Source organism: Sphingobium fuliginis (assembly GCF_004152845.1).
Classification (GTDB): Bacteria; Pseudomonadota; Alphaproteobacteria; order Sphingomonadales; family Sphingomonadaceae; genus Sphingobium; species Sphingobium fuliginis.
Genome location: NZ_SEON01000003.1, coordinates 314,633 through 335,942, shown reverse-complemented (window position 1 = coordinate 335,942; position 21,310 = coordinate 314,633). Strand labels below are relative to the sequence as shown.

At 63.9% G+C, this 21,310-nt stretch carries 18 protein-coding genes and 2 tRNA genes; 7 read left to right on the top strand and 13 right to left on the bottom strand.

Going from position 1 to position 21,310, the window contains the following annotated elements:
• Positions 1-1,047 carry a rod shape-determining protein gene (locus EWH10_RS10405; protein ID WP_007685698.1) on the bottom strand — a complete coding sequence of 349 codons (1,047 nt, stop codon included), beginning with the start codon at positions 1,045-1,047 and terminating at the stop codon, positions 1-3.
• 146 nt (positions 1,048-1,193) lie between these two features.
• Here EWH10_RS10405 and mutL point away from each other — a divergent pair, with 146 nt between their 5' ends.
• Entirely contained in the window at positions 1,194-2,966 is a 1,773-nt protein-coding gene (gene mutL / locus EWH10_RS10400) for a DNA mismatch repair endonuclease MutL (RefSeq protein WP_044662414.1), read from the top strand.
• 87 nt (positions 2,967-3,053) lie between these two features.
• Positions 3,054-3,560 (top strand): hypothetical protein, encoded by a 507-nt coding sequence (locus tag EWH10_RS10395; RefSeq protein ID WP_044662413.1) that lies wholly within the window; start codon positions 3,054-3,056, stop codon positions 3,558-3,560.
• Between the two features lies 1 nt (position 3,561).
• Here the strand turns inward: EWH10_RS10395 and EWH10_RS10390 are convergent, their stop codons facing one another.
• From EWH10_RS10390 to EWH10_RS10345, 10 genes are all read right to left on the bottom strand, one after another.
• Positions 3,562-4,026 carry a MaoC family dehydratase gene (locus EWH10_RS10390; protein ID WP_044662412.1) on the bottom strand — a complete coding sequence of 155 codons (465 nt, stop codon included), beginning with the start codon at positions 4,024-4,026 and terminating at the stop codon, positions 3,562-3,564.
• A 51-nt stretch (positions 4,027-4,077) separates the two neighbouring features.
• Positions 4,078-5,352 carry an alkaline phosphatase family protein gene (locus EWH10_RS10385; RefSeq protein WP_044662411.1) on the bottom strand — a complete coding sequence of 425 codons (1,275 nt, stop codon included), beginning with the start codon at positions 5,350-5,352 and terminating at the stop codon, positions 4,078-4,080.
• 46 nt (positions 5,353-5,398) lie between these two features.
• Entirely contained in the window at positions 5,399-5,923 is a 525-nt protein-coding gene (locus EWH10_RS10380) for a DNA-deoxyinosine glycosylase (protein WP_025550154.1), read from the bottom strand.
• 6 nt (positions 5,924-5,929) lie between these two features.
• Positions 5,930-7,030, bottom strand: coding sequence for a redox-regulated ATPase YchF (gene ychF / locus EWH10_RS10375; protein WP_025550155.1), 1,101 nt, complete (start codon positions 7,028-7,030; stop codon positions 5,930-5,932).
• Between the two features lie 76 nt (positions 7,031-7,106).
• Positions 7,107-7,784 carry a DUF2490 domain-containing protein gene (locus EWH10_RS10370; protein ID WP_044662410.1) on the bottom strand — a complete coding sequence of 226 codons (678 nt, stop codon included), beginning with the start codon at positions 7,782-7,784 and terminating at the stop codon, positions 7,107-7,109.
• Positions 7,785-7,988: 204 nt separating this feature from the next.
• Complete coding sequence (locus tag EWH10_RS10365) at positions 7,989-9,617, bottom strand: alpha-D-glucose phosphate-specific phosphoglucomutase (RefSeq protein ID WP_065845985.1); 1,629 nt, start codon at positions 9,615-9,617, stop codon at positions 7,989-7,991.
• A 122-nt stretch (positions 9,618-9,739) separates the two neighbouring features.
• A complete protein-coding gene (gene pth, locus EWH10_RS10360; RefSeq protein ID WP_044662408.1) occupies positions 9,740-10,309 on the bottom strand; it encodes an aminoacyl-tRNA hydrolase in 570 nt (189 codons plus the stop codon).
• 144 nt (positions 10,310-10,453) lie between these two features.
• Complete coding sequence (locus EWH10_RS10355; RefSeq protein WP_025550158.1) at positions 10,454-11,068, bottom strand: 50S ribosomal protein L25/general stress protein Ctc; 615 nt, start codon at positions 11,066-11,068, stop codon at positions 10,454-10,456.
• 122 nt (positions 11,069-11,190) lie between these two features.
• Complete coding sequence (locus EWH10_RS10350; protein ID WP_044662407.1) at positions 11,191-12,075, bottom strand: TraB/GumN family protein; 885 nt, start codon at positions 12,073-12,075, stop codon at positions 11,191-11,193.
• Position 12,076: 1 nt separating this feature from the next.
• Positions 12,077-12,991: a TraB/GumN family protein gene (locus EWH10_RS10345; RefSeq protein WP_044662406.1), complete on the bottom strand. Its 915-nt coding sequence runs from the start codon at positions 12,989-12,991 to the stop codon at positions 12,077-12,079.
• Positions 12,992-13,170: 179 nt separating this feature from the next.
• Here EWH10_RS10345 and EWH10_RS10340 point away from each other — a divergent pair, with 179 nt between their 5' ends.
• From EWH10_RS10340 to ppdK, 3 genes are all read left to right on the top strand, one after another.
• Complete coding sequence (locus EWH10_RS10340) at positions 13,171-14,043, top strand: glycine--tRNA ligase subunit alpha (protein WP_044662405.1); 873 nt, start codon at positions 13,171-13,173, stop codon at positions 14,041-14,043.
• Positions 14,043-16,133 carry a glycine--tRNA ligase subunit beta gene (gene glyS / locus EWH10_RS10335; RefSeq protein WP_044662404.1) on the top strand — a complete coding sequence of 697 codons (2,091 nt, stop codon included), beginning with the start codon at positions 14,043-14,045 and terminating at the stop codon, positions 16,131-16,133. Before EWH10_RS10340 ends, glyS begins: the two co-directional genes overlap by 1 nt.
• A 145-nt stretch (positions 16,134-16,278) precedes the next feature.
• Entirely contained in the window at positions 16,279-18,981 is a 2,703-nt protein-coding gene (ppdK, locus tag EWH10_RS10330; RefSeq protein WP_044662403.1) for a pyruvate, phosphate dikinase, read from the top strand.
• A 38-nt stretch (positions 18,982-19,019) separates the two neighbouring features.
• Here the strand turns inward: ppdK and EWH10_RS10325 are convergent, their stop codons facing one another.
• Entirely contained in the window at positions 19,020-19,517 is a 498-nt protein-coding gene (locus EWH10_RS10325) for a hypothetical protein (RefSeq protein ID WP_044662402.1), read from the bottom strand.
• Between the two features lie 139 nt (positions 19,518-19,656).
• On the opposite strand from EWH10_RS10325, the gene EWH10_RS10320 reads away from it, so the two are divergent.
• A tRNA-Arg gene (locus EWH10_RS10320) sits at positions 19,657-19,733 on the top strand.
• 145 nt (positions 19,734-19,878) lie between these two features.
• Positions 19,879-19,955: transfer RNA gene (locus EWH10_RS10315), tRNA-Arg, on the top strand.
• A gap of 28 nt (positions 19,956-19,983) precedes the next feature.
• Here EWH10_RS10315 and EWH10_RS10310 read toward each other — a convergent pair.
• A complete protein-coding gene (locus EWH10_RS10310) occupies positions 19,984-20,838 on the bottom strand; it encodes an endo alpha-1,4 polygalactosaminidase (protein ID WP_262857313.1) in 855 nt (284 codons plus the stop codon).
• Between the last annotated feature and the right edge of the window lie 472 nt (positions 20,839-21,310).

The window sequence follows — 21,310 nt, the reverse complement described above, 5'->3', positions numbered from 1 at the left end:
TTAAGCGGTTTGCAGCACGCCCCGGAAGATCGGATCCTCCATTGCGCGGCCGGTGCCGATCGCAACGCAGGTCAACGGATCTTCAGCGATGGTGACGGGCAGGCCGGTCTCGTCGCGCAGCTCGTCGTCCAGCCCCTTGAGCAGCGCGCCGCCGCCGGTCAGAACGATGCCCTGGTCGACAATGTCCGCCGCCAGTTCCGGCGCGGTATTCTCCAGCGCGATGCGCACGCCCTCGACAATGGTGCTGATCGGCTCCGCCAGCGCGTCGGCAATCTGGCCCTGGTTGATCGAGATTTCCTTGGGAACCCCGTTCACCAGGTCGCGGCCCTTGATATGGATCGTCTCGCCCACGCCGTCTTCGGGCGGTTGGGCGACGCCGAACTGCTTCTTGATCCGCTCGGCGGTCGCTTCACCGATGAGCAGATTATGATGACGGCGCACGAAGGAGACGATCGCCTCGTCCATCTTGTCGCCGCCGACGCGAACCGAAGTGGTGTAGGCCAGACCGCGCAGCGACAGCACCGCGACCTCGGTCGTGCCGCCGCCGATGTCGACCACCATCGAACCGATGGGCTCCGTCACCGGCATGTCGGCGCCGATGGCGGCCGCCATGGGTTCCTCGATCAGGAAGACCTGGGATGCGCCGGCATTGCTCGCCGCATCGCGAATCGCGCGGCGCTCGACGCTGGTCGAACCCGAAGGCACGCAGATCACGATCTCCGGGAAGCGCCACGGCCGCGACTTGCCGCCGTGCACCTTGGTGATGAAATGCTTGATCATCTGCTCCGCCACGTCGATGTCCGCGATCACGCCGTCCCGCAGCGGACGGATCGCCTCGATCGAATCGGGGGTCTTGCCCATCATCAGCTTGGCGTCGTCGCCGACCGCCTTCACCCGCTTCACGCCGTTCAGCGTCTCGACCGCCACCACGGACGGTTCGTTGAGCACGATGCCGCGCCCCCGCACATAGACCACGGTGTTGGCCGTGCCGAGGTCGATGGCCATGTCCTGGGAGGAGAGTTTGAAGAGACGCGAGAAGATCGACATGCCTGTTCCTGTTCAGCCCGCATGCCCCGGCGAAGCGAACCGGGACAGTCGGAAAGTTCGCCCCACGTTCCACCCGCCCCCTGGATGTCAATTTTTATAAGGCTTGTGTCTCGCGGAAAGCGCTCGCTTGGGCTAGTCACTAATCAATGTCAATACGCCGTCTGCCCGAACATCTGGTCAATCGCATCGCCGCGGGCGAAGTGGTCGAAAGGCCCGCCAGCGCGCTCAAGGAAATCGTGGAAAATGCGCTGGATGCCGGATCTCTCCGGATCGCCATCCGCATCTCCAATGGCGGGCTCGACCGGATGGAGGTGAGCGACGACGGCTGCGGCATGACCCGGGATGATATGGCGCTGGCGCTGGAACGCCACGCCACGTCCAAACTGCCCGACGACGCCATCGAAAATGTCGCGACGCTGGGTTTCCGGGGCGAAGCGCTGCCCTCCATCGCCAGCGTCGCGCGTCTTTCCATCGACAGCCGGCCGCAGGGGCAGGACGGTTGGAACCGAACAGTCGACAATGGCGTGGTGGTGAGCGAAGGCCCCGCCGCGCTGCCCCCCGGCACGCGCGTCACGGTCGAACAGCTTTTCGCCCGCGTCCCCGCCCGTCGCAAGTTCCTGCGCTCCGCCAAGGCGGAATATGCCGCCTGCCTCGATGTCATCCGTCGCCTTGCCATGGCGCATCCGTCCGTGGCCTTCAGCATGGAGCATGACGGTCGGCGCGTGCTGGGCGTGCAGGCGGGGGAGGCGCGGGAGGATCGCGTCGCCGCGCTCACCGACCGGGCGCTGGCCGACAATCATGTCATCGTGGCGCTGGAAAGAGAGGGGGTGCGCCTGTCTGGCGTGGCCTCGCTGCCGACCTATAATCGGGGGGTGGGCGATCATCAGTTCCTGTTCGTGAACGGCCGTCCGGTGCGCGACCGGCTGCTGGTCGGGGCGGTGAGGGGCGCCTATGCCGACATGCTGGCGCGGGATCGGCATCCGGTGGTGGCGCTGTTCCTTGACGTTCCGCCGCTGGAGGTGGATGTCAACGTCCATCCCGCCAAGACGGAGGTCCGCTTTCGCGATCCGGCGCTGATCCGGGGCATGATCGTCTCCGGTCTGCGCCGCGCGCTGGATGCGGAGGGTTTCCGCGCTGTCCAGCATGCCGACCCCGCCGGCCTTTCGGCGTGGAAGCCCGAACCGGTTTCCCCCACGCCGATCGGCGCCATGCCGATATTCGAAGCCGCCGGCGCGTCCGTTCCGGCCTATTCTGTGGCCGAGCGCCGTCCCGGCTTCCTGACGCCCCCGCCGCAGGCCCGCGCCGAACCTGCCGCCGCACCCGCGCCTGAAGGAACCAGCTTCCCGCTGGGCGTCGCCCGTGGGCAGGTCGCCCGCACCTATATCGTCGCGGAAGCAGAGGATGGGCTGGTCATCGTCGACCAGCATGCCGCGCACGAACGGCTGACCCTCGAACGCATGCGCCGCGCCATGGAAGGGCAGGGCGTCGCCGCCCAAACGCTGTTGCTGCCCGAAGTGGTCGAACTGGACGAGCCCGCCTGCGACCGGCTGGAGGCGCGGATCGAGGAACTGAAGGAATTCGGGCTGGAACTGGAGCGCTTCGGTCCCGCCGCCATGCTGGTGCGCGCAACGCCCGCGATGCTGGGGCAGGGAGATGTGCAGGGACTGGTGTCCGATCTGGCCGACGATCTCGCCGCCTATGACAGTGCGCTCTCCCTGAAGGAACGGCTGGATCTGGTAGCTGCCACCATGGCGTGTCATGGCTCCGTCCGCGCCGGGCGGGTGCTGAGCGTCACGGAGATGAACGCCCTGCTCCGCGAGATGGAGATCACCCCCCGCAGCGGCCAATGCAATCATGGCCGCCCGACCTGGGTGAAGCTGGGCCATGGCGACATAGAAAAGCTGTTCGGGAGGAAATAGGATGACGGGGATCGACCATTCAGCGCAATGCGTGCGCGCGATAAATCCGGTCCGGACGCCATCCCATCGCCTGTGAAGGAAGCACCGATGAAGCGGCTTCTCCTCCTTCTTGCCCTCGCCCCGCTACACGCCCAAGCCGCGGCTGATCCCTGCGCCGGTGCGCCATCCCTGCCCGAACCCTGGACAAGCTGGACCCAGAGCGGCACCGTGACCGCGGGCGCGACGGCATCCACCGCGCCGCGCATCATCCTGGGCAAGCCTGTCGTCGCAGAGTTGCGACCCGGTCCGCAGGTTCAGTTCATCGTCCCGCCCGGCAAGTCCCTTCCGAAAAGCCATGCGGGCCTCTTCACCCTGGCCGTGAAGGATACGGCGCGCATCGGCATCGCTCTGTCGGAAGGCGCCTGGGTGGACGCCGCCACCGGCACGACCGCGCTGACCTCCGTCGCCCATGAGCATGGGCCGTCCTGTTCCGGCATCCGCAAGATCCTGTGGTTCGACCTGTCGCCGGGCCTTCACACCATCCAGATCGCCAGCGCCTTAAAGCCTTCGATCCGCATCATGGCCGCCGACGCCCGCGCCAACCAGCCCCGTTGACTCAAGCCGGGCGCGTCCGGAACATGGCGATGGGCTTCATCGACAGCACCGGTTCGTCGCGTTGGTTGAAGAGCGTGATGTGGGTCTTCACGATCCCCATTTCGGGGCGGCTGCGCGACGCCTTGACCTCTATCACCTCGGAAACGCCGCGCAGCGTGTCGCCCGGACGAACCGGCTGCAACCAGCGCAGTTCATCCACGCCCATCGCACCCAGGCTGGCGGCCTGAATGCCCGGATTGCGCTGCCATTCCGCCACCATCATCTTCATCGACAGAGCCGTGGTATGCCACCCGCTGGAGGCCAGGCTGCCGAAATGCGTGCCCGCCGCGGCCTCGTCGGACAGATGGAAGGGCTGAGGGTCGAATTCGCTGGCAAAGGCGACGATCTCCTCCCGGCTGATGGTGAGCGGACCGAATTCGTTCCTGTCACCTACCTGCACATCTTCGAAATAGACGATCTCGCTCATACCCGTTTCCTTCCGCAACGGGTGAAGGAGTAGTTTCCGTTTACGCGAACGTCAATGCCTGACAAGACCTGCCAATGTGGCGGAATTGCCGTCGCCCGGGCGGGGCGCGATTCCCAGCAGCGTTGCGAGCAGCGGATAGATGTCGACATTGTCGAAACCCGAAGGTGGCGTGAACCCTCTGTCGAAAGCCGGGCCATTGGCGATGAACAGGGCCTGCATTTCCGGCGCCTGATTGTCCCAGCCATGATCGCCGCCGACGAACGGTTTGACGGGACCGCTCGGCTGTATCATCCAGCCGGTTTCGGCAAGGCAGAAATAAGGCGGGATGCGCGGATGCGCGCCATAATGGAAACGCGCTGGGATCGCGCTTTTCCGCCAGCATTGCATATGCGCATGGGGCTTCAGCAGGTCCGTCTCCAGCGCCGCTTCATGCCCCGGTTGCGCAGCCAGGCTGGCATAAGGTCCGCTTTCGACGATGCGGTAGTCAGCCGGGTCCGCCACCTTGTCCAGCGCGACCACCCGCTCGCTCGATTTCTGCGCCATGCCATGGTCGGACAGGATCACGAGATTGGCCGGCTGGCCCATGGCCTCCAACCCGTCGACCAGCATGCCGATCTCGCCATCGATCTCCGCCGCCGCCTGCGTCGTCTCGGCCGCTTCCGGTCCGGCTGCATGGCCCGCCGTGTCCACCGCATCGAAATAGAGCGTCAGGAAGCGCGGGCGGATCGCCGCCGGCCGCCGCAACAGGTCCAGCACGCCGTTCACCCGCTGCGTCCCCGAAATCTCCTGGTTGAACTGTGCCCAGTCGCCCGGCCGGGTGCCGCCGCTGATCCTGTGCGGCCACTCCGCCGCTTCCGTCCCGCCCCAGGCCACGTTGGACCCGGGCCAGAACAATGTCCCCGTCCGTACGCCGGCCTTCTCCGCCGTCACCCAGATCGGCTCGGCCCCGTTCCACCAGAAGGGATCGTCGGTCGCCATGGTGAAGGTCTCACCGGGGCGCGCCGTATCCTCCATCCTGTTGGCGACGATGCCGCTGCGGTCGGGACGCTGGCCGGTCACTATGGCCCAATGATTGGGGAAGGTCTTGGTGGGGAAGGAGGGGCGCATCGCTGCCTCGACCCCGCTCGCGGCCAGCGCGGATAAATGCGGCGTCACGCCTCGTTTCAGATAATCCGGGCGGAAGCCGTCGATGGATATCAATATCGTGACCGGTTCGCGCCGCTCGGCCGGTGCGGAACTGGACACCGGCCGCTCGTCCGGTCGCGCGCAGCCGCCGAGCACCTGAAGAAGGAGAAGGCCGGCGAAGGAAAAGCGGCGGAAAAACATGCCCCTGCCTTAGCAGAAGGACCATGACGGTAAAGTGACGAGCGCCCTATGCCCCGCTCACATAGGGCATCATCGCCATCCAGGCGTTCCGCTTCGCCTCCCGCGACATGCTGGCGAAAGCGCCGCTGGAGGAGGGGAGGTCGATCAGAGCCAGTCCCGGCCGCGCCCCGATCTGGCGCCGCCCATGCAGCGCGGCGGTCTTGCCGTTGAAGGCCACAGCCTCCAGCGCGGGAAGCCGATCCACGAAGGCCGACAGGTCGCGCAACTCCGCGCCCCGGATCGCGCTGTCCAGGCTGCCCTCCCGATCGGCGCTTTCGATCACGTCCCAAAGGCCCACTGCCCTTGCCTTCAGCCGCTTCAACCGCATCGCATAGGGCTGGCCGCGCAGATCCTCGCCCAGCACATCGCCCATCAGCGCCCAGAAGGCGTTGCCCCGATGCGCATAATATTCGCCCTGCCTGATCGATACGTCACCCGGCAGGCTGCCCAGGATCAGCAGCCGCGTCGCTTCGTCTACGCTGGGGGGAAAGGCCGCCTTGCGTCGCGCAGCCATCTGTCCCGGACGCAGCATCGGCCCTCAGACGTTGAACCGGAACAGCATGATGTCGCCATCCTGCGTCACATATTCCTTGCCTTCGGAACGCCACTTGCCCGCTTCCTTGGCCCCGGCCTCGCCATTATACTGGACGTAATCCGCATAGGCCATGGTTTCCGCCCGGATGAAGCCCTTTTCGAAATCGGTATGGATCGCCCCTGCCGCCTGGGGCGCCTTCGATCCCTTGGCCACTGTCCAGGCGCGCGCCTCCTTCGGTCCAACGGTGAAGAAGGTGATGAGGCCAAGCAGTTCATAACCGGCGCGGATGATGCGGGCGAGGCCGGCTTCCTCCAGCCCCAGAGCCTCCAGATATTCAGCCCGCTCCTCGACCGGCATGGTGATGAGTTCGGCTTCGATCGCGGCTGAGACGATCACTGCCTTCGCACCTTCCGCCGCCGCCTTTTCGAACACGCGGGCCGAATGGGCGTTGCCTTGTGCCGCGCTTTCTTCCTCGACATTGCAGACGTAGAGCACAGGCTTGGCCGTCAGCAGTTGCGCCTGGCGGAAGATGCGTTCCTCCTCATCGTCGCCCGGCCGGGTCAGCCGCGCCGGCTTGCCCTCGCGCAGCAGGTCCAGCGCCTTGCCCAGCACGGACGCCGCGGCCTTCGCCTCCTTGTCGCCCTGCGCCGCCTTCTTGGCGAAGTTCGGCACGCGCTTTTCAAGGGATTCGAGGTCCGCCAGCATCAACTCGGTCTCGACCGTCTCGGCGTCGGCAATGGGGTCCACCTTGCCCTCGACATGGGTGATGTCGTCATCCTCGAAGCAGCGCAGCACATGGACGATGGCGTCCACCTCGCGGATGTTCGCCAGGAACTGGTTGCCCAGGCCTTCGCCCTTGGACGCGCCGCGCACCAGCCCTGCAATGTCGACGAAGGCAAGCTGCGTCTCGATGATCTTGGCCGAACCGCCGATCTTCGCGATCGTCTGCAGGCGCTGGTCGGGCACGGCGACCTGCCCGACATTGGGCTCGATCGTGCAGAAGGGATAGTTCGCCGCCTGCGCCGCCTGCGTCTCCGTCAGCGCATTGAACAGGGTGGACTTGCCCACATTGGGAAGCCCGACGATACCGCAACGAAAACCCATGATACTGCCTTCACGTCAAATCCGATGGCCGCGCCGATAGCGCTTTCCCGGCGGCTTGGCCAGAGTCCGTGCGGCCTCAATGACGGAAGAAGAGCGTGACGGAAGCGACATGGTTCACGCGCGCATTGCCGCCGCGCCGGTCGATCCACTGGTTGAGATAGCCGATCTCGGCCGTCGATGCGCCGCCCAGCGCGATCTCGGCCCCGATGAAGCTGCGCAACTGATCGAACCCGCCCTTCGCGCCCCAGTCGGTGCTGTTGAGCGCCACGAAGCCCTCGCCATAGACGAGAGCGCTCACCGCCTTGCTGCCCAGCGGCTTTTCGTAGCGCAGCATCTCCCGCAGTCGCCAGCCCATGTCGTCGCCGTCGGAACGCCAGCGCTGCTCCAGCCGGGTCCGCGACGAAAGCTCGCCGCCCCAGGGCTTGCCGATGGTCCAGTTGACCTGCTGGAAGCTTCGCTCCTCATTCACGTCGCGCCCATTGTCGACCGGCAGCACGACATGGGCATAGCCCTGATAGACGGTCACGCTGGGGGACAGTTTCCAGCCCAGGCCACCGCGCAGGATGGTCTGGTCGACCCCTGAAACGCCATCCCCGAAGCGTGGCTGAATCTCCGCGAAATAGACGAGATCGCCGGAGATCGGGCCCATGGCGGTGAGGTTCAGCCAGAATTGCTCATCTTCCGCCGTCCGGGCCTGGGCAGGGGCGGCCATGGCGATCAGCGCGCAGGAGAGGGCAGGCAACAGGCGACGCATCACGTCCTCGCAAACAAAAGCGCCGCTCTTGATGATGCTGCTCCTGTGGAGGCAGGAGCCCAGTTCAGACGTTTATTCGTCTTCCAAATGGCCGGACTGGGCTACTGCCTTCGCAGAAGCACGAAGAGCGTCGGTCGATTGCCCGCCCTTTAGCGTGCCCTCATTTCCGGTCCATTTCCCCATGGTAAGCTTTGGCGACTGTCCTCAGGTAATCACGCTCGGCCGTTCCATCCCGGTAAAGCCCGAAATGTCCGCAATTTCCTGCGCCGCCTTCACCAGCGGTGCGAGCGCCTCGCTCGTCTCCAGCGCCAGATCGCCATCCGCGCCCACATAGCGCTCGATATAGACGCGCAGGGTCGCGCCCTCCGTACCCGTCCCCGAAAGCCGGAACACCACCCGTGAACCATCCTCGAACAGCACGCGCACGCCCTGGTTGCGGCTGACGGATTGGTCGGTCGGATCGCTATAGGCGAAATCGTCGGCGCTCTGCACCGTGCCGCCGCTGTTTGTCGTGCTCGGCAGCGCCTCCAGTCGGTCCCGCAACGCCGCCATCAGCGCATCGGCCCTGTCCTTGGCAATCGCTTCATAATCATGCCGCGCATAATAGTTGCGGCCATAGGTCGCCCAATGTTCGGCCATGATCTGCGCCACGCTTTGCCGCCGGACGGCCAGGATGTTGAGCCACAGCAGCACCGCCCAGATGCCGTCCTTTTCCCGCACATGGTCGGACCCGGTGCCGGCGCTTTCCTCCCCGCAGATGGTTGCCATGCCGGCATCCAGCAGATTGCCGAAGAATTTCCATCCCGTCGGCGTTTCATAGAGTGGAATGCCCAGCTTTTCCGCGACGCGATCGGCCGCGCCGCTGGTCGGCATCGAGCGCGCAATGCCCTTGAGGCCCGCCGCATAGCCCGGCGCCAGATGCGCATTGGCCGCCAGCACGGCGAGCGAATCCGAAGGGGTGACGTAACAATGTCGCCCGATGATCAGGTTGCGGTCGCCATCGCCATCCGAAGCGGCGCCGAAATCCGGCGCGTCCGGCGCCATCATCCGGTCGTACAGCTCCCTGGCGTGAACCAGATTGGGATCGGGATGATGATGGCCGAAGTCGGTCAGCGGGGTGGCGTTGCGCACGGTTCCCGCAGGCGCGCCCAGCCGCTTTTCGAAAATCTCGACGGCATAGGGGCCCGTCACCGCGCTCATCGAATCGAAGGAAAGGCTGAAGCCGTCCGCGATCATCGCCCGGATCGCGGTAAAGTCGAACAGCTTCTCCATCAGTTCGGCATAGCCCGCGACCGGATCGACCACCTCGACGGTCATGTCGCCCAGGGTCGTGCTGCCCAGCGTGTCGATGTCGACATCGTTCGCCTCGAAAAAGCGATAGCTGTCGATGGCCAGGGTCCGCGCATGAATGGCGTCGGTCACCTTCTCCGGCGCCGGGCCGCCGTTCGAGACATTATATTTGATCCCGAAATCCTCGTCCGGCCCGCCCGGATTGTGGCTGGCGGACAGAACCAGTCCGCCAAAGGCCCCCGACGACCGGATCAGATGCGAGGCCGCCGGAGTGGAGAGAATTCCGCCCCGCCCCACCAGAACACGGCCGAAACCATTGGCCGCCGCCATCTTCAAAACGGTCTGGATAACCTCCCGATTGAGGTAGCGGCCATCGCCGCCGACCACCAGCGTCTGGTCCTCGAACCCTTCAAGGCTGTCGAAGACCGACTGGACGAAATTTTCGGCATAATGGGGCTGCTGGAAGACCCGCACCTTCTTGCGCAGGCCGGACGTGCCCGGCTTCTGGTCGTCGAAAGGCTGCGTCGCGAAGGTCTGTATCACCCGGATCCCCTTGGTCAGTGGAAAGTCAGGCCTACTCTATGGCGTGGGACTGCGACAGTCCGCAATCCACCCTGGCCATTTCACCGTGAGGGCAGGGCGGACGGACGCGCAATTCGCCCGTCTCAGTCCGCCAGCCGCAGCGCCACCTCATTCATGAACCGCGCATCCTCTCCCTTGGCGAGCCACTCCGCTTCCGCTCCGATCGCGCCCAGCATGTCGGCCAGCGCGTCCATCTCGCTCTTGTGATAATTGCCCAGCACATAGCCGTGCACCCGGTCCTTGTGCCCCGGATGGCCGATGCCGATCCTCACCCGGCGAAACTCCGCCCCTATATGCGCATCGGTCGAACGCAGGCCGTTATGTCCCGCATTGCCGCCGCCGCGCTTCACCTTGACCTTCATGGGCGCAAGGTCCAGTTCGTCGTGAAAGACCGTCACATCCTGCGGCGTCAGTTTGTAGAAGCGCATGGCTTCCCCAACCGAGCGTCCGCTCTCGTTCATGAAGGTTGCCGGTTTCAGCAGGACGATCTTCTCAGGACCGATGCGTCCTTCCTGCACCCAGCCCTGGAACTGCTTCTTCGGCGGAGAGAAGCGATGCATGTCCGCGATCAGGTCGACCGCCATGAAACCGACATTATGCCGGTTCATCGCATATTGGGTTCCGGGATTGCCCAGGCCCACCCAGATCTGCATCGCGTCGATACTCCCGATAAGACAAACCCCCGTTCGTCCTGAACCTGTCGAACGGCCTCACTTCTTCGAAAAGAACGGGGCTTCGACAAGCTCAGCCCGAACGGGGGTTGAGCGAACCGATAAACGGCCAGCCAGACTAGGGGCTTATTCGCCCTGAGCCGGCGTCTCATTGTCGCCTTCGGCGCTCTTCAGAGCCGAGGGGGCAACGATGGTCGCGACGGTGAAGTCGGTTTCGTCATGGGCGGCCTTGGCGCCCTTGGGCAGCTTCACGGCGCCAATGTGGATCGACTCACCGACATCCAGGCCGGTCAGGTCGACGACGACATCGTCCGGAATCTCGGCCGCATCGACGATCAGTTCGATCTCGTGCGCGACGATGTTGAGCACGCCGCCCTTCTTCAGGCCGGGCGAAGCGTCTTCATTGCTGAAGACAACCGGCACGTTGACGTGGACGGTGGCATGTTCCGAAACGCGCAGGAAATCGGCGTGCAGCGGACGGTCGGTCACGGGGTGGAAAGCCACATCCTTGGCGAGGGTGCGGACCTTCTTGCCGCCCACTTCGACGAAGACGACCGAATTGAAGAAATGGCCGGTGCCGAGCAGCTTGTTGAGAAGCTTTTCCTCGACGTGGATCGACTGCGGTTCTTCATTGTTACCATAGATGACGGCGGGTACGCGGCCCTCACGGCGGAGAGCGCGGGAGGCTCCCTTGCCTGCCCGATCGCGTGCCTCTGCCGACAGCGTAAGCTGCTCGCTCATTGCGTGTCTCCAAAAGCAAATTGATGTAGGTGCCCGCCACGCCTCCAGGGATGACCATGTCGGGACCGCGGCCCAATAGCAGAAAGGCGCTGGAAAGCAAGGGCCGGGAAGCGGGATGGGTGCTACTGCATCCGCGTCACCCTGTATCCACCGGCCCGAAGCAGGTCGACCAGATTGTCCTTGCCCGCCAGATGTCCCGCGCCCACCGCGATGAAGGGCCGCCCCTCGAGCGTCTCCACCGACTTCACCCAGTCACGGTTCCGGTCCACCAGCACCGCCTGTTCCACCACCGGATCGGGCGTCTCGCCCAACCTGCCGTCCCGCGCAAGGGTGGCGAGATCGCCCCTGATCCAGGCGTTGAGGATATGGTCGTAAAGCCGCCGCATCTCCTTCGCCTCGCGCACCGTATCGACCAGCAGCCGCCGCTGCGCATCCGGGGGGAGCGTATCGAAGGCCCGAAACTGCCGCTCCACAGTCTCCAGCCCGCTTATGGGCTTGCCCGCCTTTCCGAATGTCGCGATCAGCGCGGGTTCGACGCCATGATCCTGGCTGACATGCAGGGCCTGTTGCGCCGCCGCCGAAAGCAGCATCGCCGCCGCCCAATCCTTATAAGCGGAGAGAGTTTGCGTATTGGTGCCGCCATTCTCGACGATCTCCTCCAGCGCCGCCTTGTCTCCCGCCGGAACGCGCGTCTCCAGCAGGGGCAGCCCCGGACTGCGCCCCATCCTCTCGAACTGCGCCAAAGTGCCCGCCTGATCCTGTATCCCGGCCGATTCCAGCACCAGCCTGTCCGCTCGTCCGATCGCCTCCTTGATCGGCCCGGTCCGCCATTCCACGCCGTCCGGCAATATATGGATGGTGCCGAACAGCCAGCCGTCGACGCCCTTGCCCTCCACCCGCCAAAGCGCGGGCCCTCCACCGGGCGGTGGGGCAGGGGGATTCTCCCCGCAAGCGGCAATCAGGCATAGGACGGCCAGCCCCAGCCAGCGCGCCAGAAGGCCGATCATCCTATTGTTTCACCCGTGCCGACGCGATGCCCAGCGCCGCCAACTGGTCCTGCACGCTGCCCTTGCCCGCCAGATGCCCGGCGCCGACGGCAATGAACAGCGTGCCCGGCTGGTTGAGCCGCCGCTTGATCCATTTCGCCCAGTTGGCGTTGCGCTGGATCAGCAGCACCTGGGCCAGTTCCGGCGTCGCCTCCAGCGATTCGTTCATCTCCGCCGCCAGCTTGTCCGGCTCCCCGCCCTGCCAGTGCGCGACCAAGCTGGCGAACTCCCGGTCCATGTCCGGCAGGCCCTCTATGGTCGCGGTCAGGAAGTTCACCTGCTGCTCCATCGGCAGGCCGGCGAAATAGCCGAGCTGCTGCTCCACCGTCTCCAGCGCGCCGACCTTCTTGCCCGAAGCCCTGGCCGCCGCCGTCAGCACCTTCTCCGCGCCCAGGTCCGACTTGTAGCCCAGCGCTTCCAGGGGCTTCACCGACAGCGCCATGCCCGCCATCCAGGGATTGAACATCTCGAAGGCCTGCCAGGGAAGCCCGTTCGTGCTCATCGCCGCCTGATATTTGGCGCGGTCGTCCGCGCCCAGGCGGTCCGACAGCTTCACGCCGTCCCGCGCAAGCGCCGCGCCCGCCATGGTGGACGCCAGCCCATTGGGATCTTCCGGCTCGACGATCTCCAGCACCAGCTCGTCCGACTGATCGAAGGCCGATCTGACCCAGCCCTTGAACCAGTCGACCCCCGGCTTCATCACATGGACGGTGCCGAACAGATAGATGGTGGTGTCGGCGTCCTTCACCTCCCACAGGGCCGGCGTCACATAGGCGGAGCGCGTCGCCGCACCGCGGGCGGCGGCGGGCTGTTCCAGCGCGCATCCGCCAAGCAGCATTATGGCGGGGGCCAGCCAGCGGAAAGAGGGCCATCTCATCTGAATTGCGGGTCCGTTTCCTTAAGGGTTTTCCCTTCCATGCGGGCCACCGGCCGCCAGAGCAAGCGGATTTACGGTTAAGCCCGCCCTCTTTCCCTTGACCCTGCGCCCTCGCTGCGCCAAGGCGCGCCGCAATCGATCCGTCATTTTCTTAAAGCCATGATTTCTGGGGACCACCGGTGGCGACAAGTAAAGCGCTTTCCTTTCAGGACCTGATCCTGACCCTGCATGCCTATTGGGGACGGCAGGGCTGCGTGATCCTGCAGCCCTATGACATGGAAATGGGCGCCGGGACATTTCATACTGCGACGACCTTGCGCGCGCTTGGTCCGGACAATTGGAACGCCGCCTTCGTACAACCGAGCAGGCGGCCGACCGATGGTCGCTATGGCCAAAACCCCAACAGGCTTCAGCATTATTATCAATATCAGGTTATCATGAAGCCCAGTCCTGCCAATTTACAGGAACTGTACTTGGGCAGCTTGGCGGCGATCGGCATCGATCCGCTGGTTCACGACATACGCTTCGTCGAGGATGATTGGGAAAGTCCGACGCTGGGCGCATGGGGATTGGGTTGGGAAGTTTGGTGCGACGGCATGGAGATCAGCCAGTTTACCTATTTCCAGCAAATGGGTGGTTTCGACTGCAAGCCGGTCTCAGGCGAACTGACTTATGGGTTGGAACGCCTCGCCCTTTATATTCAGGGTAAAGACAGCATTTACGATCTGGCGTTCAACGATGCCGGTGTCACCTATGGCGACGTCTTTTTGGAAAACGAACGACAGATGTCGGTTTGGAACTTTGAAGTGGCCAATACCGACAGCCTTTTCGATGCTTTCCGAAAGGCTGTCGCGGAATGCGAAAACTGCCTTGTAGCGGAATTACCGATCCCCGCTTATGAACAGGCCATCAAAGCTTCACACATCTTCAACCTGTTGCAAGCGCGGGGCGTGATCTCAGTGCAGGAGCGCGCCAGTTACATCGGCCGCGTTCGCGATCTTGCTAAGGGAAGCTGCGAAGCATGGATGGCGAAGAACCGGTGGGTCGCATAATGACTGATTTCCTCCTCGAACTGCGCTGCGAGGAAATCCCCGCGCGCATGCAGATCAAGGCATCGGAAGACCTTGCCCGCCTCTTCACCGAGGAACTGGCAAGGTCCGGCCTGCAGCCCGAAAGCATCGACAGCTTCGTCACCCCCCGCCGCCTGGCCCTGATAGCCCGCAACCTGCCGCTGGAAACCGCCGCTGTCAGCGAAGAATTCAAGGGGCCCCGCACTTCGGCGCCCGCGCAGGCGCTGGAGGGCTTCCTTCGCAAGACCGGCCTGACCCAGGATCAGCTTGAGGAACGTGACGGCGTCTGGTTCGCCACGGTGAACAAGCCCGGCCGCGCCACTGCCGAGGTTCTGGCCGAAGCCGTCCCTGCCATTATCCGCAGCTTCCCCTGGCCCAAGTCGATGCGCTGGGGCGCCGCATCGCAGACCACGGAAAGCCTGCGCTGGGTTCGCCCGCTGCAAGGCATCGTCGCGATCCTGGGCGAAGACCTGGTCGACATCGAAATCGAAGGCATCCGCAGCGGTTACGCAACGCTGGGGCACCGCTTCCACCATCCCGGCGAGATCACCATCGGCGGCGCGCATGACTATGCCGAAAAGCTGCGCGCATGCCATGTGATCGCCAGCCACCAGGAACGCCAGTCGATCATCGAGGCAAAGGCTGCCGAAGCCGCGGCAGCCCGCGGCTACGCGGTGATCGAGGACAAGGGCCTCATCGCGGAGAATGCGGGGCTGACAGAGTGGCCGGTCCCGCTCTTGGGCGATTTCGACCCGGCCTTCCTTGAGGTGCCGCCTGAAGTCATTCAGCTAACCCTGCGCATCAACCAGAAATATTTCGTCCTGCGCGACGCGAACGGCAAGCTGGCCCCCGCCTTCATCTGCACCGCCAATATCGAGGCGAAGGATGGCGGCGCGGCGATCGTGGCGGGCAACCGCAAGGTTCTCGCCGCCCGCCTGTCGGATGCCCGCTTCTTCTGGGAGCAGGATCGCAGGACGAAGCTGGAGGATCACGCAAAGAAGCTGGAACGCATCACCTTCCACGAAAAGCTCGGCACCGTGGCCGATAAGGTGGAGCGTGTCGCAAAGCTGGCGCGCCGGTTGGTGGAAGAAGGCATCGTCGCCCCTGCGAAGGCAGGACCCCATCCCCAGATCTCTCACCCGGACGCAACATCGGCGATGGATTCCCGCTATGGGAATGACGAGGGGAAAAAGGCGCTGGCGGACTTGGCCGAACAGGCTGCCCGTCTCGCCAAGGCCGACCTCGTCACCGAAATGGTAGGCGAGTTCCCCGAGCTTCAAGGCATCATGGGCGGCTACTATGCCCGGGCTGAAGGCCTGCCCGATGGCGTGGCGGATGCCATCCGCGATCATTACAAGCCGGTCGGGCAGGGAGATGAGGTCCCGACCGCGCCGCTGACCGTGGCGCTATCGCTGGCCGACAAACTGGATACGCTCCGCTCCTTCTTCGGCATCGATGAGAAGCCTACCGGCTCGCGCGATCCTTTCGCCCTCCGCAGGGCAGCGCTGGGCGTCATCCAGATCGTCACCGCCAATAATTTGCGTCTGTCCGTGGCGGAGGGTGAATTGCTCGACTTCTTCGCGGACCGTCTGAAGGTCCAGCAGCGTGAAGCCGGCGTCCGCCATGACCTGATCGACGCCATATTCGCGCTGGGCGGGGAAGACGATCTGGTCCGCCTGCTCGCCCGCGTGAAGGCGCTCCAGTCCTTCATCGCCACCGACGATGGCGCCAACCTCCTCGCCGGCTACAAGCGCGCGGCAAACATCCTCAAGAAGGAAGGCGCCGAAACAGCCGGGCAGGTCGAACTCTCCCATGCCCCCGAACAGGCGGAGGCGGACCTGATCGCCGCGCTGGACGCCGCGGAGCCTCGCGCTGACGCCTCTCTGGCGGCGGAAGATTTCGAAGGGGCCATGGCAGCACTTGCAACATTGCGGGCGCCGATCGACGCCTTTTTCGAAACCGTCACCGTCAACGATGCCGATCCGGCGAAACGTTCCGCTCGCCTCGCGCTGCTTGCGCGGGTGCGGAACGCCGTCCACGCGGTGGCCGACTTCTCGAAAATTACGGGCTAATACCAAAACATACCCGCACAAGCGGGAAAATCAGTGGAATCGGAGAGCAATCGTCGTAAAAGCGGGTGCGTTTGTCGCCCGCCTGTTGTTTAAGTTTTGTTGCATCGCACAAATACACGGCAATCAGTGCAGGAGAGCCGCGATTATGTTGACAATGGAAGAGGCCAGCATGAGCACGACCGCAACCCGTTATGTTTATCGTTTCGGCGGCGGCGTCGATGATGGCGGCAAAGGGGACAAGAATCTTCTCGGCGGCAAGGGTGCGAATCTGGACGGCATGGCTGCGATCGGCCTGCCGGTGCCCCCGGGCTTCACCATCACCACGGAGATGTGCACCCGCTATTATCAGGACGGCGGGGTCTATCCTGAAAGCCTGAAAGCGGAAGTCGCCAACGGCATCGCCCATATCGAGGGCATCACCGGCAAGAAGTTCGGTGACAAGGCCGACCCGCTGCTGGTTTCCGTTCGTTCCGGCGCGCGTATCTCGATGCCCGGCATGATGGACACGGTCTTGAACCTCGGCCTCAACGACGAAACCGTGCTGGGTCTGGCTGCCGCTTCCGGCGACGAACGTTTCGCCTGGGACAGCTATCGCCGTTTCATCCAGATGTATTCGGACGTGGTGCTGGAACTCGACCATGGCGCGTTCGAGGAAGCGCTGGAAGTCGCCAAGGAAGACCAGGGCTACACGCTCGACACGGAAATGACCGCCGACGACTGGAAGGCGCTCGTCACCGAATATAAGGGCCTTGTTTCAAAACTTTGGAACAAGCCCTTCCCGCAGGATGTGAACGACCAGCTCTGGGGCGCGATCAGCGCCGTCTTCGGCAGCTGGCAGGCTGACCGCGCCAAGGTCTATCGCCGCCTGAACTCGATTCCCCATGATTGGGGCACGGCCGTCAACGTGCAGGCAATGGTGTTCGGCAATATGGGCGATACTTCCGCCACCGGCGTCGCTTTCACCCGCGACCCGGCGACCGGCGAGAATGCCTATTATGGCGAATATCTGATCAATGCGCAGGGCGAGGATGTGGTTGCGGGCATTCGCACGCCGCAATACCTTACCAGGCAGGCGCGCGAGCGGGCAGGGGCCAAGCCGCTGTCGATGGAAGAGGCGATGCCGGAAACCTATGCCGAACTGGCGCGGGTGTTCCAGATCCTCGAAACCCATTATCGCGACATGCAGGACATCGAGTTCACGGTGCAGCAGGGCAAGCTCTGGATGCTCCAGACCCGTTCGGGCAAGCGCACCGCCAAGGCCGCGCTCAAGATCGCGGTCGACATGGCGAATGAGGGCCTGATCACCGAGGAAGAAGCCGTCGCCCGCGTCGATCCCGCCGCGCTCGACCAGCTTCTGCATCCGACGCTCGATCCCAAGGCGCCGCGCGACGTGCTGACCAAGGGCCTGCCCGCCTCTCCGGGCGCGGCTTCGGGCGCCATCGTGTTCGACGCCGACACTGCGGAGCGCCGCAACGAACTGGGCGATTCGGTGATCCTCGTTCGCGTGGAAACCTCTCCCGAGGACATTCACGGCATGCATGCGGCCAAGGGCATCCTGACCGCGCGCGGCGGCATGACCAGCCACGCGGCCGTGGTGGCGCGCGGCATGGGCCGTCCCTGCGTTTCCGGCGCGGGCAGCCTGTCGATCGACAACGCCGCCAAGACGCTGCGCATCGAAGGCCGCACGCTCAAGGAAGGCGACATCCTCACCATCGACGGTTCGACCGGCGAGGTGATGGCGGGCGAAGTGCCGACCGTGCAGCCGGAACTGGCGGGGGACTTCGGCACGCTGATGGGCTGGGCCGACAAGGTCCGCCGCCTCAAGGTCCGGGCCAATGCCGAAACGCCGCTGGATTGCCAGACCGCCCGCGATTTCGGCGCTGAAGGCGTGGGCCTCTGCCGTACCGAGCATATGTTCTTCGACGCGGCCCGCATCACCGCCGTGCGCGAGATGATCCTCGCGGACACGGAAAAGGGCCGCCGCATCGCGCTCGACAAGCTGCTGCCGGAACAGCGCGACGACTTCGCGCAGATCTTCATGGTGATGGCGGGCCTGCCCGTCACCATTCGCCTGCTCGATCCGCCGCTGCACGAATTCCTGCCGCATGGCGAAGCGGAGTTCGAGGAAGTGGCCAAGGCTGCGGGCGTCGGCGTGGAAGCATTGAAGCGCCGCGCTGCCGAACTGCACGAATTCAACCCGATGCTCGGCCATCGCGGTTGCCGTCTGGGCGTCACCTATCCTGAAATCTACGAGATGCAGGCCCGCGCCATCTTCGAAGCCGCGCTGATCATCAAGCAGCGCAGCGGCGAGGCGCCGATCCCCGAAATCATGATCCCGCTCGTTGCGACGAAGAAAGAGCTGGAACTGATGAAGGCGATCGTCGACAGCGTGGCCAAGCAGGTTTTCGAGGAGCAGGGCGCCAGCGTCGACTATCTGGTCGGCACGATGATCGAACTGCCGCGCGCCGCGCTGAAGGCGGGCGAGATCGCGGAAGTGGGCGAATTCTTCTCCTTCGGCACCAACGACCTGACGCAGACCACCATCGGCATCAGCCGCGACGATGCCGGGCGCTTCCTGACGCAATATGTGGACAAGGGCATCTTCGCCCGCGACCCGTTCGTCAGCATCGACGTGGAAGGCGTTGGCGAACTGATCGAACTGGCCGCCGAACGCGGTCGAGCGACCCGCGAGGGCATCAAGCTCGGCATTTGCGGGGAACATGGCGGCGACCCGGCCTCCATCGCCTTCTGCGAGAAGACCGGCCTCGATTATGTGTCGGCCTCGCCCTATCGCGTGCCGATCGCGCGACTGGCGGCGGCTCAGGCGGCGCTGGCGAACCGGAAATGACAGGAAGGGGGCGGGAGATTATCCCGCCCCCTTCCTTTTCAGACAGGCGTGGCGCGCTGGTCGTAGAGCCGCGCATGTTCATGATCCTGACGCGCATCCAGCAGGCGGGCCTGTTTCCGCCATTCCTCCCGGGAAATCACGCCGCTTCGCAGGCCGAGGCGCGTTTCAAGCGCTGCCTCCTGCTCGCTGCTGATCGCCGCGATCTGATCGTAGCGATGATAGCCCGCCTGATTGAGCGCGATCTCGTCCTGAGGGGTGATGCCCCGGATGCGGCTGAAATCATCCCGTTCATGCGTGCTTTCGGCGGTCCCAAGGGTGGCGGAGCGTGGAGGAACCGACTGACGTTCCAGTTCGGCAATCCGCTCCTGCGCCGCCGTCAGGCGGGCGTCGCGGTCCTTGACCGCCTGGGCGTGGGCAAGCTGCTCATCACGCCAGTAGCGCTTATATTTGCCGCGTCCGCTCATGATGAGGCCCAGAAGCAGCCCGATCAGCAGCGCGATCACCAGCAGCGCGATTTCGTTGGGAGTGAAGGTCATCTCAGCATCCTTTCCTGCCTCTCGAACGACCGGAGCGGGACAAGGTTGCGGTACGGCGCCTTCGATCAGGCAGTCCGCCAAAAAAGTGCAAAAAGGGCTTGCCCAAATGTCTGGCCGCTTCTATCTGCGCCACTCCAACGCACCCGTAGCTCAGCTGGATAGAGCATCAGACTACGAATCTGAGGGTCGGACGTTCGAATCGTTCCGGGTGCGCCATTTCCCCAAATTCCGTTTTCCCTTGCTTGCACGGGCGTGAAGCCGCTTGTCCTCAGGCTCGGTCGCACGGCATCTTTTAAATTCAAGATTGTCCAGTTTAGGGGTTGCCAGACTGCCCGCCCCCTTCTATCTGCCCCTCCACAACGCACCCGTAGCTCAGCTGGATAGAGCATCAGACTACGAATCTGAGGGTCGGACGTTCGAATCGTTCCGGGTGCGCCATTCCCTTCACATTCCTGCGAAGCCCGTTTCAAGGAACGCAGCGGTCCGGTGCGGGCCTGTCCAGGTCCACGACGGTGATGATCGTGGAGACGGTGGCGCTGGCGGACACGCTGCATGTTCTGGCGCGGTCGAAGGTTCCGGCGGGCCATTCCTCCGGATATTCGGCATTGAACGCCGGCTTGCCCGCCGTAACATAGGGCGCGCTGTCGGCACAGAAATCGCCCAGCACGCATCCTTCGAACAATATGGCATCGAACAGCGGCACCAGCGCCGCGGACGAACCGCTGGCGTTCTTCTGCACCGGTTTCAGTCCATAGCCGCGCGCCCGGGCGGACAGGGCGGTCACATAGGCGATCATGTCCTGTTCGGTCAGGTTGAACCCCGTCGTCGCGGCTCCATCCTCGAACGCATCCATCACGTCGAATTCGACATAGTCGAAACCCTTGTCCCGGCACATGCGCAGCCGGTCGTCCATGATCTGGATGAATTCGGGGTAGCGGCGAATGTCGATATAACGTTCGCCCGCAAAGCCGGGATAGCTGTTGCCCAATAGTCCGGATATGGCCGAGAGGCTGGCATAGTCGGGCCGGTTGCTCTCCGCCGATCCGACATCGAGATAGCAGATCGTCCTGGTTCCACGGGATTTGGCCAGCGCCACATAGGATGCGGCCGTGTCGAACCCGTCGACGTCGAGATAGGCAACGGGAGGCGGCGCCGGGGGTAGGCCCTGGCTCTGCAATATCCAGTCCCAACTGGAAAGCGTCGCGGGTGCCGGAGTGGGGGTGGGGGAAGGGCTGGGGGAGGGTGATGGTGTCGGGACCGGGGTCGGCGTGGGTGCGGGGGTTGGCGAACCTTCATCTCCGCCTCCACATGCAGCCAGCATCAGCGTTGCGACGGCAAGAAGGCCGATCGACGATAGTTTTTCGCACGCCCCAAGCACAATCCCAGTCCCTTCTCGCGGAACATCGATCCCGATCTGATGAACGGCCTCCGGCGGGACAGGTGGTCGAAGCGGAAGCGGTATAAAGTAAAATAAAGAAGGTAGGGATATGGCTATGGATATAAACCGTCAGCTATACTTAACGAAATGACATCGTTAATTGTCGGCATATTTGCCGTTATTTTGGATTTTTCGGGAGATTCTGTTCATTGAAGTTGACATTGGAACATGCCTAACCGCAAATTAACCATGGGTAAAAACTTCAAAAACCGAGTCGCCCCAGATAGATGCGCGGTGTGACTGTAGCCTTGGGCGGAATCCCGGTCATGGGAACTGCTACGGGCATGAGAAGATGACTTCTATACCCTGATACAGCCTCATCGACATGGATAATGGCTGGGCATGTCCCGGAACG

What these genes read in the sequence shown, in the direction of transcription:
- EWH10_RS10385 (WP_044662411.1), bottom strand. Translation starts at nt 5,352, where the DNA reads ATGTTTTTCCGCCGCTTTTCCTTCGCCGGCCTTCTCCTTCTTCAGGTG.
- EWH10_RS10405 (WP_007685698.1), bottom strand. Translation starts at nt 1,047, where the DNA reads ATGTCGATCTTCTCGCGTCTCTTCAAACTCTCCTCCCAGGACATGGCC.
- EWH10_RS10325 (WP_044662402.1), bottom strand. Translation starts at nt 19,517, where the DNA reads ATGACCTTCACTCCCAACGAAATCGCGCTGCTGGTGATCGCGCTGCTG.
- EWH10_RS10310 (WP_262857313.1), bottom strand. Translation starts at nt 20,838, where the DNA reads ATGCTGGCTGCATGTGGAGGCGGAGATGAAGGTTCGCCAACCCCCGCA.
- EWH10_RS10350 (WP_044662407.1), bottom strand. Translation starts at nt 12,075, where the DNA reads ATGATCGGCCTTCTGGCGCGCTGGCTGGGGCTGGCCGTCCTATGCCTG.
- EWH10_RS10380 (WP_025550154.1), bottom strand. Translation starts at nt 5,923, where the DNA reads ATGCTGCGTCCGGGACAGATGGCTGCGCGACGCAAGGCGGCCTTTCCC.
- ychF (WP_025550155.1), bottom strand. Translation starts at nt 7,030, where the DNA reads ATGGGTTTTCGTTGCGGTATCGTCGGGCTTCCCAATGTGGGCAAGTCC.
- EWH10_RS10370 (WP_044662410.1), bottom strand. Translation starts at nt 7,784, where the DNA reads ATGCGTCGCCTGTTGCCTGCCCTCTCCTGCGCGCTGATCGCCATGGCC.
- EWH10_RS10355 (WP_025550158.1), bottom strand. Translation starts at nt 11,068, where the DNA reads ATGAGCGAGCAGCTTACGCTGTCGGCAGAGGCACGCGATCGGGCAGGC.
- ppdK (WP_044662403.1), top strand. Translation starts at nt 16,279, where the DNA reads ATGTTGACAATGGAAGAGGCCAGCATGAGCACGACCGCAACCCGTTAT.
- EWH10_RS10395 (WP_044662413.1), top strand. Translation starts at nt 3,054, where the DNA reads ATGAAGCGGCTTCTCCTCCTTCTTGCCCTCGCCCCGCTACACGCCCAA.
- glyS (WP_044662404.1), top strand. Translation starts at nt 14,043, where the DNA reads ATGACTGATTTCCTCCTCGAACTGCGCTGCGAGGAAATCCCCGCGCGC.
- EWH10_RS10390 (WP_044662412.1), bottom strand. Translation starts at nt 4,026, where the DNA reads ATGAGCGAGATCGTCTATTTCGAAGATGTGCAGGTAGGTGACAGGAAC.
- pth (WP_044662408.1), bottom strand. Translation starts at nt 10,309, where the DNA reads ATGCAGATCTGGGTGGGCCTGGGCAATCCCGGAACCCAATATGCGATG.
- mutL (WP_044662414.1), top strand. Translation starts at nt 1,194, where the DNA reads ATGTCAATACGCCGTCTGCCCGAACATCTGGTCAATCGCATCGCCGCG.
- EWH10_RS10345 (WP_044662406.1), bottom strand. Translation starts at nt 12,991, where the DNA reads ATGAGATGGCCCTCTTTCCGCTGGCTGGCCCCCGCCATAATGCTGCTT.